This is a genomic window from Streptomyces regalis, assembly GCF_001509475.1.
Lineage (GTDB): Bacteria > Actinomycetota > Actinomycetes > Streptomycetales > Streptomycetaceae > Streptomyces > Streptomyces regalis.
Map to the genome: position 1 here is coordinate 30346 of NZ_LLZG01000115.1, position 15307 is coordinate 45652.

14 protein-coding genes and 1 tRNA gene are annotated in these 15307 nt (G+C 70.7%); 8 read left to right on the forward strand and 7 right to left on the reverse strand.

All coding sequences use genetic code 11. The features are described 5' to 3' along the window. Positions 1–19: 19 nt before the first annotated feature. Together ADL12_RS16660 and ADL12_RS16665 are read left to right on the forward strand one after the other, a co-directional pair. Positions 20–95, forward strand: a tRNA-His gene (locus ADL12_RS16660). A gap of 93 nt (positions 96–188) precedes the next feature. Then, the gene (locus ADL12_RS16665; protein ID WP_062703142.1) at positions 189–704 is read left to right on the forward strand and encodes a GNAT family N-acetyltransferase; all 516 of its coding nucleotides are present in this window, start codon (positions 189–191) and stop codon (positions 702–704) included. Between the two features lie 30 nt (positions 705–734). On the opposite strand, the gene ADL12_RS16670 is transcribed toward ADL12_RS16665, so the two are convergent. Both ADL12_RS16670 and ADL12_RS16675 read right to left on the reverse strand, forming a co-directional pair. Then, positions 735–1562 carry a protein kinase family protein gene (locus ADL12_RS16670; protein ID WP_062703144.1) on the reverse strand — a complete coding sequence of 276 codons (828 nt, stop codon included), beginning with the start codon at positions 1560–1562 and terminating at the stop codon, positions 735–737. Then, positions 1559–2614: a LacI family DNA-binding transcriptional regulator gene (locus tag ADL12_RS16675; protein ID WP_062703146.1), complete on the reverse strand. Its 1056-nt coding sequence runs from the start codon at positions 2612–2614 to the stop codon at positions 1559–1561. Before ADL12_RS16675 ends, ADL12_RS16670 begins: the two co-directional genes overlap by 4 nt. A 371-nt stretch (positions 2615–2985) precedes the next feature. On the opposite strand from ADL12_RS16675, the gene ADL12_RS16680 reads away from it, so the two are divergent. The 5 genes from ADL12_RS16680 (at position 2986) to ADL12_RS16700 (ending at position 8761) form a co-directional block, all read left to right on the forward strand. Continuing rightward, the gene (locus ADL12_RS16680) at positions 2986–4311 is read left to right on the forward strand and encodes an ABC transporter substrate-binding protein (RefSeq protein ID WP_062703148.1); all 1326 of its coding nucleotides are present in this window, start codon (positions 2986–2988) and stop codon (positions 4309–4311) included. Beyond that, on the forward strand, positions 4308–5339 hold the full coding sequence (locus tag ADL12_RS16685) for a carbohydrate ABC transporter permease (protein WP_062703150.1): 1032 nt from the start codon (positions 4308–4310) through the stop codon (positions 5337–5339). The genes ADL12_RS16680 and ADL12_RS16685 overlap by 4 nt, the downstream gene beginning before the upstream one ends. Next, entirely contained in the window at positions 5336–6235 is a 900-nt protein-coding gene (locus tag ADL12_RS16690; protein ID WP_208614554.1) for a carbohydrate ABC transporter permease, read from the forward strand. Before ADL12_RS16685 ends, ADL12_RS16690 begins: the two co-directional genes overlap by 4 nt. Positions 6236–6360: 125 nt before the next feature. Next, positions 6361–7791, forward strand: a complete 1431-nt coding sequence (locus tag ADL12_RS16695; RefSeq protein ID WP_062703155.1) for a GH1 family beta-glucosidase — start codon at positions 6361–6363, stop codon at positions 7789–7791. A 262-nt stretch (positions 7792–8053) separates the two neighbouring features. Next, on the forward strand, positions 8054–8761 hold the full coding sequence (locus tag ADL12_RS16700; protein ID WP_244187914.1) for a DUF4328 domain-containing protein: 708 nt from the start codon (positions 8054–8056) through the stop codon (positions 8759–8761). Between the two features lie 572 nt (positions 8762–9333). On the opposite strand, the gene ADL12_RS16705 is transcribed toward ADL12_RS16700, so the two are convergent. The 3 genes from ADL12_RS16705 to ADL12_RS16715 form a co-directional block, all read right to left on the reverse strand. Further along, the gene (locus tag ADL12_RS16705) at positions 9334–10803 is read right to left on the reverse strand and encodes a glycoside hydrolase family 18 protein (protein ID WP_062703158.1); all 1470 of its coding nucleotides are present in this window, start codon (positions 10801–10803) and stop codon (positions 9334–9336) included. 109 nt (positions 10804–10912) lie between these two features. Beyond that, on the reverse strand, positions 10913–12316 hold the full coding sequence (locus ADL12_RS16710; RefSeq protein ID WP_062703160.1) for a HAMP domain-containing sensor histidine kinase: 1404 nt from the start codon (positions 12314–12316) through the stop codon (positions 10913–10915). Beyond that, positions 12313–13002 carry a response regulator transcription factor gene (locus tag ADL12_RS16715; RefSeq protein WP_062703162.1) on the reverse strand — a complete coding sequence of 230 codons (690 nt, stop codon included), beginning with the start codon at positions 13000–13002 and terminating at the stop codon, positions 12313–12315. Before ADL12_RS16715 ends, ADL12_RS16710 begins: the two co-directional genes overlap by 4 nt. Before the next feature lie 158 nt (positions 13003–13160). On the opposite strand from ADL12_RS16715, the gene ADL12_RS16720 reads away from it, so the two are divergent. After that, entirely contained in the window at positions 13161–13691 is a 531-nt protein-coding gene (locus ADL12_RS16720; protein ID WP_062703164.1) for a hypothetical protein, read from the forward strand. A 17-nt stretch (positions 13692–13708) separates the two neighbouring features. Here the strand turns inward: ADL12_RS16720 and ADL12_RS16725 are convergent, their stop codons facing one another. Together ADL12_RS16725 and ADL12_RS16730 are read right to left on the reverse strand one after the other, a co-directional pair. Then, entirely contained in the window at positions 13709–14578 is an 870-nt protein-coding gene (locus ADL12_RS16725) for a spermidine synthase (protein ID WP_062703166.1), read from the reverse strand. Between the two features lie 68 nt (positions 14579–14646). Further along, entirely contained in the window at positions 14647–15084 is a 438-nt protein-coding gene (locus ADL12_RS16730) for a hypothetical protein (RefSeq protein ID WP_244187915.1), read from the reverse strand. Between the last annotated feature and the right edge of the window lie 223 nt (positions 15085–15307).

Consider the following 15307-nt stretch of genomic DNA (forward strand, 5'->3'; position numbering starts at 1 on the left):
AAGTCGATCGCCGGTCATGGTGGGTGTAGCTCAGCTGGTAGAGCACCTGGTTGTGGTCCAGGATGCCGCGGGTTCGAGTCCCGTCACTCACCCCAGGCCTTCAGCCGGTGACTTCATGACGAAGTCACCGGCTGAAGCTTTTTCACGAGGTCGTCGCGCTCTCCCCTCTGGGCCATAGGCTGCGCACGATGTCCGAGCCCCGCGTACCCGCCGAGTCCATCCCCACCGCCCGCCTCGATCTCCTCCCACTGCGCGTCGAGCACGCCGAGGAGATGGCCGTCGTCCTGGCGGACCCGGCGCTGCACACCTTCATCGGCGGCATGCCCCACTCCCTGGGCGAACTGCGCGCCCGCTACGAGCGGCTCGTCGCCGGGTCTCCCGACCCGGGTGTCGCCTGGTGCAACTGGGTACTGCGGCTGCGCGCGGAGTCCTGTCTCGTGGGCACGGTCCAGGCCACGGTCACCGAGGACCGGAGCGCCGAGATCGCCTGGGTGGTCGGCACCCCGTGGCAGGGGCGCGGGTTCGCGTCCGAGGCGGCGCGGGGGCTGGTGGCCTGGCTCCGGCGACGGTCGGTCCGTACGGTCGTCGCCCACATCCATCCCGACCACCCGGCCTCGGCGGCAGTCGCCGCGGCGGCCGGACTCGCCCCGACCAAGGAGGAGCAGGACGGGGAGAGGCGGTGGCGGCTGGTGCTGCACCCCTGAGGGCTGGTGCTGCATCCCTGAGCGCCGGTGCTACTCCTCCGACGTCGCCGCCCGCCAGGCCCTCACCAACTCCCGTACACTCCCGAAGCGTTCGCCGGGGTCGGTGCGGGTGGCCCGGTCGAGCACCGCCAGCTGGGCCGCCGTCCCCCGCCAGGCCCGCTCCTCGTCGCCGGCGTCCAGGAGGAGGCGGGTGGCGCGGCCGAGGGCGTGGACCGTGGTGCGGATGTCGATCAGCGCGCCGCGGCGGAACTCCTCGGGGGCCATGTAGCGGCGTGAGCCGGGGAGCCGGTCCTCGTCCAGCGTGAACGGGCCGGGGCGGTATTCGTCCAGGTCGATCAGGTGGAGTGCGTCGCCCTCGAAGTCGTACAGGAACGTGCCGTCGTAGAGGTCGACGGCGACGTGCCCCGCGGCCTCCACCGCCAGGTGCGCGTCCAGCACGCGGTCCACGGCACGGTGGACCCGGTCGAGCGGCAGGGCGCGGAAGCGGGCCATGGGGCTGTCCGGGTGGGCGCGGCCGCCGTGGCTGCGGAGGGTGGGGTGGTACAGGACCTCGCCGGCGTGCCACGGCATCACCACCGCCGTACCGCCACTGCCCCGCACCTCGAAGCGGTGCAGCTGCGGGACGATCACCGGGTGGCGTACCGCCCGGTGGAACGCCCAGGCGCGGTCCAGGGAGCGCCGGGCCTGGTCGGTTGCCGCCTCCTTAACGAACCAGCGGTCGCCGTCCGGGAGTCGGACGCCGTACGACTCACAGCCCGAGTCCTGGTCGCGGAAGGCGCGCAGCACCTCGCCCACGGAACGCAGATACGGCTCGACCTCGCCGACCTCGGCGAGGTCCAGCAGGGCGTGGCCGCTCACGACGACGCCCGCACCACCAGTTCCGTGGCCAGCACCTCCTGCGGGCGTTCCAGTCCCCGCGACGCCGCCGGCCGGCGATCCGCTATCTCGGCGAGGAGGAGGTCCAGCATCCGGCGGCCCATGTCCTCGATCGGCTGGCGGACGCTGGTGAGGGGCGGGTCCATGTGGCGGGCGATGGCCGAGTCGTCGTAGCCGACGAGGGCCACGTCCTCGGGGATGCGCAGGCCGGTCTCGCGCAGGGCCTGGCGGGCGCCCGCCGCCATCACGTCCGACCCCGCGAAGACCGCGTCCAGGTCGGGGCAGCGCTCCAGGAGCAGCTTCATCGCCCGGGCGCCGCCCTCCTCCGTGAAGTCGCCCGCCTCGATCAGCTGCTCGTCCACCTCGTGCCCCGCGTCGCGCAGGGCGTCGCGGTAGCCGTCGACGCGGCGCTGGGCGCCGTAGACGTCGAGGCGGCCGGTGATGTGGGCGATCCGCGTGCGGCCGCGGGACAGCAGGTGCTCGACGGCGGAGCGGGCGCCGCCGTAGTTGTCCGAGTCCACCGAGGTCAGGGTCTCCGCCGCCGACCTCGGGCCGCTGATCACCGCCGGGATCTCCAGCTGGGCCAGCAGGTCCGGCAGGGGGTCGTCGGCGTGGACCGAGACCAGCAGGACGCCGTCGACGCGGTGGGCCGCCAGGTACTGGGCCAGGCGACGCCGTTCCCGGTCGCTGCCCGCGAAGATCAGCAGCAGCTGCATCTCCGTCTCGGAGAGCTCGGCGCCGACACCCTTCAGCATGTCCGAGAAGTACGGTTCCGCGAAGAATCGCGTCTCCGGTTCGGGCACGACGAGTGCGATCGCGTCCGTGCGGTTCGCCGCCAGGGCTCGGGCCGCCGTGTTGGGGACGTAGCCGAGCTCCGCCACCGCCGCTTCCACCGCCGCGCGGGTCGCGTCGCTGACCCGGGGCGAGCCGTTGATCACCCGGGAGACGGTGCCCCGGCCCACGCCGGCGCGGGCCGCCACCTCTTCGAGGGTGGGCCGACCGCCGCTTCGGCCCCGCGCTCCGTGGGTTGCCATGGGGCTCCGCCTTCCGCCGTTGTCTTCACGCTGGCCTGGAATTTAACAGTCCCGTCGGGGAGAGTGGCCGTCCCCGGGACTGCGGCCCCGGGCCCCCGCTCCGGCCTGAACCGCCTCGTTCTCAGCCGCCGGACCGGACCCGGCGGGTCCAGTTAACAGCCCGATAACTGAACGCATCTCTCCGCTCCGAGTCCCTTGACACCCCCGCCCGGACCGACGAACCTTCAACTCATCACCTGTGGGAGCGCTCCCACAGTACCTGACACATACACATCCCGCACGTTCCCCGCCCGAGCCGCAGCGAGTACCACGAACGGGCCCAACAGTGCAGTTGGCCGGGGGGTCGGCACGTCAGGCAACAGGAGGACGCAATGCGCACGAGTACCCGCGGGTCCCGCAGGCTGATGGCCCTCGCGGCCGTCGCCGCGCTGACGACAGGGCTGCTCGCCGGCTGCGCCGAGGACTCGGACGACGGCTCTTCGAACGAGGGCGGTGGCAACGGCGGCGGTGGCAAGACCACCCTCACCATCGGCACCTTCGGCACCTTCGGCTACAAGCAGGCCGGCCTCTACGACGAGTACATGAAGCTCAACCCCGACATCACCATCAAGGAGAATGTCACCACCAAGACCGACGTCTACTGGCCCAAGGTCCTCACCCGACTGCAGGCCGGCGCCGGCACCGACGACATCCAGGCGATCGAGGTCGGCAACGTCACCGAGGCCGTGCAGACGCAGGCCGACAAGTTCGTCGACCTCGGCAAGGAGGTCGACAAGTCCCAGTGGCTGGACTGGAAGAACGCCCAGGCCACCACGAAGGACGGCAAGCTGATCGGGCTCGGCACCGACATCGGCCCGATGGCCGTCTGCTACCGCAAGGACCTGTTCCAGAAGGCCGGCCTGGAGACCGACCGCACCAAGCTCGCCGAGCAGTGGAAGGGCGACTGGGGCAAGTACGTCGACCTCGGCAAGGAGTACATGAAGAAGGCGCCGAGCGGCACCAAGTTCGTGGACTCCGCCTCCTCCGTCTACAACGCGGTCCTCAACGGTGAGAGCGAGCGGTACTACGACAAGGACGGCACCGTCGTCTGGGAGAAGTCCGCGGGCGTGAAGAAGGCGTGGGACACCGCCATGGAGGTGGCGACGAGCGACATGTCGGCGAAGCTGAAGCAGTTCGAGAAGCCGTGGGACCAGGGCTACGCCAACGCGACCTTCGCCACGGTGGCCTGCCCGGCGTGGATGATCGGCTACATCCTGGAGCAGTCCGGTGACGCGGGCAAGGGCAAGTGGGACGTGGCGGCGGCGCCGACCGCGGGCAACTGGGGCGGTTCGTTCATCGGCGTGCCGACGGCGAGCAAGCACCAGAAGGAGGCCATCGCGCTGGCGAAGTGGCTGACCGCGCCCGAGCAGCAGGCGAAGGTCTTCGCCAAGCAGGCCAGCTTCCCGTCGGCCCCGTCGGCGTACCCGACCCTGAAGCCGGCGGCCGCCACCACCGAGTACTTCTCGAACGCGCCGATCACGGAGATCTTCTCCGCCTCGGCCGAGACCATCCCGACCCAGTACTTCGGCGTCAAGGACCAGCCGATCGGCACCGCGCTGACCGACATCGGCATCCTCCAGGTCGAGCAGCAGGGCAAGAGCCCTGAGGAGGGCTGGGACGCGGCCACCGAGGAGATCAAGGACGTGCTCGGCCAGTGACCAGCTCCAAGCAGGCCCTCGCGCACTCCGCGTCGAGCGCCGACGCCGCGCCCGGTGAGCAGCCGGGCGCGGCCGGCCGCGCGCACGGTCGCGGTACGCCGCCTCCGCCGGGCCCGGGTTCCTGGCGCAGCAAGCTGTACCGCTGGGACATGAAGGCGTCGCCGTACGCGTTCATCTCCCCCTTCTTCATCGTGTTCGGCGCGTTCTCGCTGGTCCCGCTGCTGTACACGGCCTGGTACTCGCTGCACAACGTGCAGTTGGCCGACCTGGATGGCCAGTCCTGGGCCGGGCTGAAGAACTACGAGAACCTGCTGTCCTCGGACTTCTTCTGGAACTCGCTGTGGGTCACCTTCGCCATCGGCGTGATCTCCACGGTGCCGCAGCTGCTGATGGCGATCGGCCTGGCGCACCTGCTCAACTACAAGCTGCGCGGCTCGACCGTGTGGCGGGTCGTGATGCTCACCCCGTACGCCACCTCGGTGGCGGCGGCGACGCTGGTGTTCGTGCTGCTGTACTCCTGGGACGGCGGCATGATCAACTGGATGCTCGGCTTCGTCGGGATCGATCCGGTCAACTGGACCGAGTCCGACTGGGGTTCAAAGTTCGCCGTGTCGACGATCGTCATCTGGCGGTGGACGGGCTACAACGCGCTGATCTACCTCGCCGCCATGCAGGCCATCCCGGCCGATCTGTACGAGTCGGCGGCGATGGACGGCGCCAACCGCTGGCAGCAGTTCATCCATGTGACGATCCCGCAGCTCCGGCCGACGATCCTGTTCACGGTGGTCGTCTCGACCATCGGCGCGACCCAGCTCTTCGGCGAGCCCCTGCTGTTCGGTGGGGTCAGCGGCTCGAAGGGCGGCTCGGGTCACCAGTTCCAGACGCTCGGCCTGTACATGTACGACCAGGGCTGGATCATCGGCAACCTCGGCAAGGCGTCCGCGATCGCCTGGTCGATGTTCCTGATCCTGCTGATCGTCGCCGCGGTCAATCTGCTGATCTCCCGACGGCTGAGGAAGTCCCAATGACAGCGACCCAACTGACTCCCCCTCAGGCCGAGAAGAAACCGCCCCGGCGGGCACGGACGCGCGTGATGGGCGCGGGCAAGCAGCTGCACGCCGGCCCGGTCACCTACATCGTGCTGACCCTGTTCGCGCTGGTCTCGCTGGCCCCGCTGGTGTGGACGGCGATCGCGGCCTCGCGCACCAACACCCGGCTGGCGCAGACCCCGCCGCCGCTGTGGTTCGGCGGGAACCTGTTCAAGAACCTTCAGACCGCGTGGGAGGAGGCCGGGCTCGGCACCGCGATGGTCAACTCGGTGATCGTCGCGGGCACGATCACGGTCGCCACGGTGCTGTTCTCCACGCTCGCCGGGTTCGCCTTCGCCAAGCTGCGGTTCAAGTTCTCGAACCTTCTGCTCCTGCTGACGATCGGCACGATGATGGTGCCGCCGCAGCTGGCCGTCGTACCGCTGTATCTGTGGATGGCGGACCTCGGCTGGTCCAACCAGTTGCAGACGGTCGTCCTGCCGACGCTGGTGACCGCCTTCGGTGTGTTCTTCATGCGGCAGTACCTGGTGCAGGCGCTGCCGACCGAGCTGATCGAGGCGGCGCGGGTGGACGGCGCGAGCAGTCTGCGGGTCGTCTGGCACGTGGTGTTCCCCGCCGCCCGGCCCGCGATGGCCGTCCTCGGCCTGCTGACCTTCGTGTTCGCCTGGAACGACTTCCTGTGGCCGATCATCGCCCTGAACCAGGAGAACCCGACCGTGCAGGTCGCGCTCAACTCGCTCGGCACCGGCTATGTCCCCGACCAGTCGGTGATCATGGCGGGCGCCCTGCTCGGCACACTGCCGCTGCTGATCGCCTTCCTTCTCTTCGGCAAGCAGATCGTGGGCGGCATCATGCAGGGCGCGATCAAGGGCTGACGCCCGGACCGGCCACTTCTCTCGTACGGCTTCCGGGGGCCGCGCCACCGTCGCCCCGGCCCCCGGCTCCTTCCCCCCTCCCCTCCTACCCGTCGGTCTCCACGACCCCCTATGGGAGCGCTTCCATGCCTGAGCCCATGTCCTCCGTGTCCTTTCCCCCCGCCTTCCTCTGGGGCGCGGCGACGTCCGCGTACCAGATCGAGGGAGCGGTGCGGGAGGACGGCCGTACCCCGTCCATCTGGGACACCTTCAGCCATACGCCGGGCCGGACGGCCGGCGGCGACCACGGTGACATCGCTGTCGACCACTACCACCGCTACCGCGATGACGTGGCGATGATGGCCGAGCTGGGGCTGTCGGCGTACCGCTTCTCGATCTCCTGGTCGCGGGTGCAGCCGACCGGCCGGGGCCCGGCGGTGCAGCGGGGCCTGGACTTCTACCGCCGCCTGGTGGACGAGCTGCTGGCGCACGGCATCAAGCCCGCCGTCACCCTCTACCACTGGGACCTCCCCCAGGAGCTGGAGGACGCGGGCGGCTGGCCGGAGCGCGACACGGCGTACCGGTTCGCCGAGTACGCGCAGATCGTCGGCGAGGCGCTCGGCGACCGAGTGGAGCAGTGGATCACGCTCAACGAGCCGTGGTGCAGCGCGTTCCTGGGCTACGGGTCGGGTGTGCACGCGCCGGGCCGCACCGAGCCGGCGGCGACGCTGCGGGCATCTCACCACCTCAACCTGGCGCACGGGCTGGGTACGTCGGCGCTGCGTTCGGTGATGCCGACCCGCAACTCGGTGGCCCTCAGCCTCAACTCCTCGGTGGTGCGGCCGGTTTCGCAGGACCCGGCGGACCTGGCGGCGGCCCGGAAGATCGACGACCTGGCCAACGGGGTCTTCCACGGCCCGATCCTGCACGGGGCGTACCCGGAGAGCCTGTACGCGGCGACGGAGCTGGTCACCGACTGGTCGTACGTCCTGGAGGGCGACCTGGCGGCGATCAACCAGCCGTTGGACGCGCTGGGGCTGAACTACTACACCCCGACACTGGTGTCGGCGGCCGAGCCCGAGGCCAACGGCCCGCGGGCGGACGGCCACGGGGCGAGCGAGCACTCGCCGTGGCCCAGCGCGGACGACGTGATGTTCCACCAGACCCCGGGTGACCGCACCGAAATGGGCTGGACGATCGACCCGACCGGCCTGCACGAGCTGATCATGCGGTACACGCGCGAGGCTCCGGGCCTGCCCCTGTACATCACCGAGAACGGCGCGGCGTACGACGACAAGCCGGACCCCGACGGCCGCGTCCACGACCCGGAGCGCATCGCCTACCTGCACGGCCATCTCTCCGAGGTCCGCCGCGCGATCGCCGACGGCGCCGATGTCCGGGGTTACTACCTGTGGTCCCTGATGGACAACTTCGAGTGGGCGTACGGCTACGAGAAGCGGTTCGGGGCGGTGTACGTCGACTACTCGACGCTGACTCGGACGCCGAAGTCGAGCGCGTACTGGTATGGGGAGGCGGCGCGGACGGGGGTGTTGCCGGCGGTGGAGTCGGAAATCTAGCGGAGGGGGCCGACCAGGGGACGGGGCGCGGCACGTGGAGGGGACGGGGCGCGGCACGTGGAGGGGACGGGGCGCGGCACGTGGAGGGGACGTGCCGCGCCCCGGCGCGGGCGGGACCCGAGGGTGTTGGCCCAGTCGACATCCGTGCCTGGCTGCCGGAATCGGCATGGACGAAATGGCAGGTCAGGCGTACGGTGCCATCGCACGCGATCTTCCGCGGGCCGTCGCAGTTCCTTTTCCTTGCCCGTGGGGGGCCTCCGTCATGTCCGAGTTCGAGAATCCACCACCGCATGCCCTGCTGCCCCGCCCGATCCCGCGCCAGTCGCGCTGGATGCTCATCACGGTGTCGGCGTTGCTCGCGGCGACGGCCCTCAGTGATGTGTTCGCCGTGTATGCGGGTGTCCGGCTGTACACCCTGGTCGAAGGGGACTTCGGCTTCGTCGCCGCCCCGCAAGGGCAACTGGACGCCGCGTATGCGCAGTACGAGACGGCCGGAAGAATCCAGATCTCCGCGTACGTTCCCTGTGCCGTCATGTTCGTCGTCTGGTTCTTCCGGATGCGGCGCAGCACCGGGCTGCTGGCACCGGACCGGTTCCGCAACGGCCCGGGATGGGCCATCGGGGCCTGGTTCATCCCGATCGCGAACCTGTGGATGCCGTATCGCATCGCCCTCGACATGTGGGGAGCCGCGTCCCCGCTGCCGGCCGACGGCGAGCCTTACCGTTCACCGGTCTGGCCGGTGAATCTGTGGTGGGGGCTGTTCGCTTCCAGCACCCTGCTCGGCCGGTACGCCGACAGGAAGTTCGGCCGAGCCGACACCCTCGTGGAAGTGCGCGACGCGGTCACGCAGTACATGGTGTCCGACGCCCTGGAGATCGCCGCGGCGGGCGCCGCGGTGTACTTCGTCGTCCGTCTGACAGCCATGCAGTGGCAGAAGACCACCGAGGGGCCGTACCTGACCGCGATGTAGCGATCGCGATCCGGAGTCGGCCTCCCCAGATCACCGCGGCCGAGGACCGGCTCGGTCTTCGCCTTCCGGCCGCACTGACGTCCTGCTACCGCCTCCTGGGACAGCGCGACGATCTCACCAGCCGCCAGGGCCGGCTGCTGAGTCCCGATCAGTTGCGGCTCGATGAGGACATGCTGGTCTTCCGCGTCGAGAATCAGCACTGCGCGTTCTGGGGCATTCGCGTCTCCCAGCTCACGCAGCCGGATCCTCCGGTGGTCTTCCGCGAGCGCACCCGCGGCGGCCGAACGCCGTGGAGGCCGTTCCTGGTGCGTCTGTCGTGGGCAACGGTGGAAATGGTCCTGTCCGAGGCCCTGCTGTCCGCAGATCCCGACGACGACATCTCAGACAACCGCGAACTGGACGACGAGACCCTCCAGGGAATCGAGGAACACTTCGAGCGCCTGCCCCTCCCCGACTACCCCTCGTGGGCGGACCCCGATGGCGCGCCCGTGCGCTGGTTCGCCGACTCCGAGCTCATCCTGCGCGACGACGCCCGGCACTGGCTGTGGGTACGCAGCCGGACTGATGCTCGGCTACTTGCCGTACGTCGCGAACGCCTTCGAGAACGCGAACTTGTCCTGGAGGATCGAGCTGCACGTCGCGTCGGCCGCCGGCTTCTCGCCGCCCGCGCACTGCTTGTCGCGGGTCGCCGACCACATCGACAGCCACCCGAGGCCCTTGGACTTGGCGAAGTTCACCAGTTGCGTGGCGTCGTCTACCTTGAAGATCTCGGTCGTGACGTCGTTGACGCCGATCATCGGGGTGACGGCGACCGTCTTCCAGGCCGCGCTCTCGGAGAGGCCGAGCACGCTCTTGATCTGGGCCTGGGTGGCGGTGGCCGCCTGTTCGGCGTAGGTGCCCATGTCGCCGCTGTACGCGGGGCCGTAGTCCATCGCCATGATGTTGACGGTGTTGATCTGCACGCCGTTCTGCTCGGCGTTGGCGAGGAGGTCGACGCCCGGCTGGGTCAGGCCCTCCGGCATGACGGGGAGGGTGAAGGAGACGTCCAGGTCGGGGTGGGCCGCTTGCAGCTTGGCTATCGCCTGGGCGCGGCGTGTGTTGGCCGTGGTGTCCGGCAGTGCGCCGCCCTCGACGTCGAAGTCGACCTTGGTCAGCTTGTACGCGTCCACGACCTTGCCGTACGCCGCCGCCAGCGCGTCCGCAGAGGAGCAGGTCGTCGCCAGCTCGCTGCCGGCCGCGCCGCCGAAGGAGACGCGGACGTCGCCGCCCTTGGCACGCAGGTCGCCGATCTGCGCGGCCACCGCGTCGCCGCCGAGGTCCGTGACGCCGCCCCACTTCGGGGTGCAGCCGCCGCCGTCGGTGATGAAGGCGAGGTTGTAGTCCTTGACGCCGGTCGCCTCCGCACTCGCCAGGAGGTCGAAGGCCGGGTAGAGGGAGGTGTCGATGTAGGGGGCGAAGCCGGCGGTGGTGCCCGTGCCGGTGCCGGGGGTCTCCGAGGGCTTGGTGGTGGGGGTCGAGGTCGGGGGCGTGCTCTGGCTGGGGGTCGCAGTCGGCTCGGGGGTCGCCGTGGGTGTCGGGGACTGCGTCGGGCGGCCGCTCGGCTCGGGTGTCGCACTGTCGTCCGTGGAGCACTTCGCGTCGTCGATCAGACAACCCGTCGGCGCGCCCGTGCCGTTGACCACGAAGCCGACCGTCACCGACTCACCGGCCGCCAGCCCGTCCGTGTCCCACTTCGGCGGCGTGACGGTGACGTGCTGCCCGCTCACGCTCGACTCGGCGTTCCACAGGGAGCTCAGCCTCGAGCCCGAGGGCAGGTCGAACTCCAGCTTCCAGGCCTTCTCCGCCTGGCCACTGTTGTTCGTGACGACGTACTGCGCGGTGTAACCCGTCGACCAGTCACTGGTCTTCGTGTACGCCGCCCCGATTCCGGCCGCCTGGGCGGTACCCGTGAACAGAATGGCGCCACCGCCGACCACGGCCGCCGCCACCAGGCCGCCGATCGCCTTGTTCCTGCCACTGACCTTGCGCCGGTGGGTGCTCATGCGCGTGCCTGCCTTCACTGTTCGGGGGGTGGGGTGCGGCAGCACGCTAGCGATCCCGATTCGGGCAAAAGGCCTGATCGGGGCGTGGGTTGAGGATCTTAGGGCGCGCTTAAGGAAGGGATCGGGAACGGTTAAAGGTAGAGACCAATCTGCCCGACCGGCGCCGTCGCACCGTCCCCCGATGTCCCCTGCGCACGGGTGCCCTCCCGGCCAGCTGGATCCAGATCCGCACCTCGGTCCCGCCCAGCACCGACGACCCGATCCGCACGTCCCCGCCCGTCGACTCCGCGAGCTGCCGCACGATGTCGAGCCCGAGCCCGGTCGACCCGGCGCTGCCCGAACCCCGCCCGCGCGCCATCGCCGCCTCGGGGTCGGATATGCCGGGCCCGGCGTCCGAGACGAGCACGATCACCGCGTCCTCGCCGTTGTGCACGTCGACCGCGAAGGCCGTGCCCTCGGGCGTGTGCCGGAAGACGTTGCCGAGCAGGGCGTCCAGCGCGGCGGCCAGATCCGCCCGGGCCACGGGTATCCGCACCGGCCGGTCCACGCCGGCCAGCCGCACCTTGCGGTCCTCGTCCTCCGCCAGCGCCGACCAGAACTCCATGCGCTCGCGCACCACCTCGGCCGCGTCGCACCCGGCGCCCGGACCGGCCGCCACCGTCTGCGGCTTGGCATCCCGGGCCGTACGGATGATGGTGTCGACCTCGCGCTCCAGCTGGGCGACGGCAGCCCGGGTCTGCTCGGCGGCCGGGCCGTCCCCGAGCGAGGCCGCGTTCAGGCGCAGCACGGTCAGCGGGGTGCGCAGGCGATGGGACAGGTCGGCCGCCAGCTCGCGCTCGTTCGCGAGGAGTTGTACGACCTGGTCGGCCATCGAGTTGAACGCGACCGCCGCCAGCCGCAGTTCGGTCGGCCCCTCCTCGGGCACCCGGGCGCCCAGCTTGCCCTCCCCCAGCTCGTGCGCACCCTCGACCAGGCGCTGCGCGGGCCGCACCATCCGTACCCCCAGCCGGTCGGCGACCGCGACCGACCCGACGATCAGCGCGACGCCGACCCCGGCCAGCACCGCCCAGGCCGTGGTGAGGCCGTTGGTGACCTCGGAGTCGGGGACGTACACCTCGACGACGGCGATCTCGCCGGAGCTCAGCGCGACCGGCTGGAGCAGCGTGGACCCGCCGGGCACCTCGCTGGTGGAGGCGCGCCCCAGCCGCCGTACGGTCGCGATGTCATCGGCGGCGGCGCGCTGCCGGCCGAGGTCGACGGCGGCCGTGTCACCGGCGGCCGGTATGTGCACGGCCATGCCCGCGTCCGACCCGGCCGAGGCGACAACCCGCTCCAGCTGGTCCCGGTCGGTGGTGATGGACAGCGCCGGGGCGACGGCCGCGGCCTCCCGCTCGGCGTTGGAGAAGGCGCGGTCGCGGGCCATCTCCCGGATGACGAGTCCGAGCGGCACGGCGAAGGCGACCACGACCATGGTGGTGACCGCCAGACAGACCTTGACCAGTGCCCACCTCACAGCGGTGGCTCCAGCTTCACGCCGACTCCCCGCAGGGTGTGCAGATAGCGCGGGCTCGCGGCCGTCTCGCCCAGTTTGCGGCGCAGCCAGGACAGATGGACGTCGATGGTCTGATCGTCGCCGTACGACTGCTGCCACACCTCGGCGAGCAGTTCCTTGCGCGGTACGACGACCCCCGGCCGTCCGGCCAGGAAGGCCAGCAGGTCGAACTCGCGGCGGGTCAGGTCCAGGCTCACGCCGTCCAACTCGGCCTGGCGGCGCAGCGGATCGACGGTCAGGCCGCCGACGCGGAGCACGCTCGACGGGGTGGCCTCCCCGCTGCCCGACCGGGCCCGGCGCAGGACGGCGGCCATCCGGGCCGACAGGTGCTCGACCGAGAACGGCTTGGTCAGATAGTCGTCCGCCCCGGCGTTCAGCAGCCGGACGATCTCCGCCTCGTCGTCCCGTGCCGTGGCGATGATCACCGGTACGTCCGTGATGCCGCGCAGCATCTTCAGGGCCTCGGAGCCGTCCAGATCGGGCAGTCCGAGGTCCAGGATCACCAGGTCGAAACGGAAATGGGCGACCTCGCGCAGCGCCTCCAGTGCCGTACCGACGCTGCGCACCGTGTGGGCGGCGTCGGTCAGGTGCCGGATGAGCGCCGAGCGTACGAACTGGTCGTCCTCGACCACGAGCACACTTGCCATGCGCCGCACCGTACGCCATGCGAGCGAGCCCGGTCCGGGCCTGTGGACAACTTGCCGCCTGTGGACAACCGCACTCCTGTGGGCACCCCTGTGGGCAACTCCACCCCGGCGCACAACCGCGCGACACGTCCGGGACGCGTGAGGCAGTATGGCCCGCGATGCGCAGAGGACTCGTACACGTACTCGCTTGGTCGCTCGCCACGGGCGCGGCGGTCACGCTGTCGTGGTGGGGTGTCCACACGGTGATGGCGGGCACGGTGTACGACCGGCCGCGCGCCCTGCCCATCACGGCGGCCGACGCTACGACCCAGGAGTCGAAGCCGCTGGCGTCGTCGACGAATCGGCCGACCCCCTCGAAGAACCCCTCGAATCCCTCGAACCCCTCGCCGAAGCCGACCGGGACGCCCCGCACGCCCACCCCCTCGAAGACACCACCGAAGAGCACCAGTCCGTCGCCCACCACGTCCGGCCAGGTCAAGAGCTACGACACCGACGGCGGCCGCGTGGTCTTCGACATCGGCGAGACCTCCGCGACCCTCGTCTCCGCCACCCCGGGCGCGGGCTGGTCGATGCAGGTGTGGAAGACGGAGACGTGGATCCGGGTGGAGTTCGGCTCGGGCGCGGACCGGGTGTCGGTGTTCTGCACGTGGCACGACGGGCCGCCACGGGTGGAGATCGGGAACTACTAGGCCGCGGGCGGCCGGGCTCAGCGGAACACAGATGCCGGTGGCGCCGGTGACGCGACCGCCGCCGCGTCCGTGACCGGTACGGCACCACCCGTGAAGTCGGTGAGGGACCTGCCGTGTTCGACCCGGCCCGGGTGCGGGTCGGACGCGGCGCGGCGGGTCAGTTCGGCGACCGGGAGCGGCAGGTCGGCGGCGAGAAGGACGGCGTTGCCGAAGCGTTTGCCGCGCAGCACGGTCGGGTCGGCGACCAGCGCCAGCTCGGCGAACCGGGCGGCGGCGGTGGCGATCTGGCCGCGCAGATGCGTGAGCGGCGGCCCGTCGGCGAGGTTGGCGGCGTACCAGCCACCGGGTTTCAGCGCCCGGCGGACCTCGTCGAGGAACTCGGTCGAAGTGAGGTGGGCCGGGGTGCGGGCCCCGCTGAAGACGTCGGCGATGACGAGGTCGGCCCATCCGTCGGGCACCTTGGCGAGCCCTTCGCGCGCGTCGACGGACCGCACCCGGATGCGGGCGCCTCGGTCCAACGGCAGCTGACGGCGGATCAGTTGGACGAGGGTCGCGTCGCGCTCGACGACCTGCTGGGTGGAGCGGGGGCGGGTGGCGGCGACGTAACGGGCGAGGGTGAGGGCGCCACCGCCGAGGTGCACGGCCTGGACGGGTTTGCCGGGCGGGGCGGCGAGGTCGATGACGTGCCCGAGGCGGCGCTGGTACTCGAAGGAGAGGTAGGCGGGGTCGTCGAGATCCACGTGCGACTGCGGGGCCCCGTCGATCAGCAGCGTCCAGGCCCGCGCCCGGTCCCGGTCGGGTATGAGCTCGGCGAGGCCGCCGTCGACGGCCTCGACGACGGAGGGGACGGCTGCGCCGGAGCGCCGGGGGTTCCTGGACTTTCCCACGCAGCCATTATCAGGGGGTACGGGCACTCCCACCCGCCGTCGGTCCGTACCTCACCGGCGACCACGCGTCACCGACAGTTGTCGGCCGCCTCGATCAACCGCGCCGCCTCCCCCAGCGCCGCCCGCAGGACCGCGGGATCGGTCGCCAGGTCCGCCTCCCCGGGCGGCAGAAGCCAGTCCGAGCCCTCGACCGGCGGCTCGGGGTGCGGGTCCAGACTGAGCCCCCGACCGTCGGTCTCCGTACAGGTGCTGCCCGGGACGTCCCAGGCAGCCGCCGTGCCCGGCGGGACCACGAAACCCAGGGTGTCGCCACCGTCGTCGTGCAGCACGGGTCCCACCCCGTCCCCGGCGCCCCGCCGCAGGATGTCGACCGCCTCCAGGCCCTGCCGCGCCGGGACTGTGACCACGTCGCAGCCCACCTCCGGCGGCTCGCTGAACTCTGCTGTCGGCGCATGCCCCGCCGTCGTCGATGGCGTACGAGGAACGACGCTCTGGCTGGCCTTCATCACGACCTCCACCACGGAACCCCTTTTGCAGTCCGAAGAGTTCAACGCCTCGCGACGTCAACGGCTACGGCGGAAGTCAGCCGCAAAGGATGGCAGTTCATGGCAGATCACGTATGAGATATCCGGTTTTGTAGCCAAACACAGCGTGGCGGCTCCGCTACAGCAGGTACGTTCTTGCCCGCCGGAGACAAGGGCACCACACGGATATTCGGTTCAACTCGTC

What these genes read in the sequence shown, in the direction of transcription:
- ADL12_RS16665 (WP_062703142.1), top strand. Translation starts at nt 189, where the DNA reads ATGTCCGAGCCCCGCGTACCCGCCGAGTCCATCCCCACCGCCCGCCTC.
- ADL12_RS16675 (WP_062703146.1), bottom strand. Translation starts at nt 2,614, where the DNA reads ATGGCAACCCACGGAGCGCGGGGCCGAAGCGGCGGTCGGCCCACCCTC.
- ADL12_RS16680 (WP_062703148.1), top strand. Translation starts at nt 2,986, where the DNA reads ATGCGCACGAGTACCCGCGGGTCCCGCAGGCTGATGGCCCTCGCGGCC.
- ADL12_RS16690 (WP_208614554.1), top strand. Translation starts at nt 5,336, where the DNA reads ATGACAGCGACCCAACTGACTCCCCCTCAGGCCGAGAAGAAACCGCCC.
- ADL12_RS16695 (WP_062703155.1), top strand. Translation starts at nt 6,361, where the DNA reads ATGCCTGAGCCCATGTCCTCCGTGTCCTTTCCCCCCGCCTTCCTCTGG.
- ADL12_RS16700 (WP_244187914.1), top strand. Translation starts at nt 8,054, where the DNA reads ATGTCCGAGTTCGAGAATCCACCACCGCATGCCCTGCTGCCCCGCCCG.
- ADL12_RS16705 (WP_062703158.1), bottom strand. Translation starts at nt 10,803, where the DNA reads ATGAGCACCCACCGGCGCAAGGTCAGTGGCAGGAACAAGGCGATCGGC.
- ADL12_RS16715 (WP_062703162.1), bottom strand. Translation starts at nt 13,002, where the DNA reads ATGGCAAGTGTGCTCGTGGTCGAGGACGACCAGTTCGTACGCTCGGCG.
- ADL12_RS16720 (WP_062703164.1), top strand. Translation starts at nt 13,161, where the DNA reads ATGCGCAGAGGACTCGTACACGTACTCGCTTGGTCGCTCGCCACGGGC.
- ADL12_RS16730 (WP_244187915.1), bottom strand. Translation starts at nt 15,084, where the DNA reads ATGAAGGCCAGCCAGAGCGTCGTTCCTCGTACGCCATCGACGACGGCG.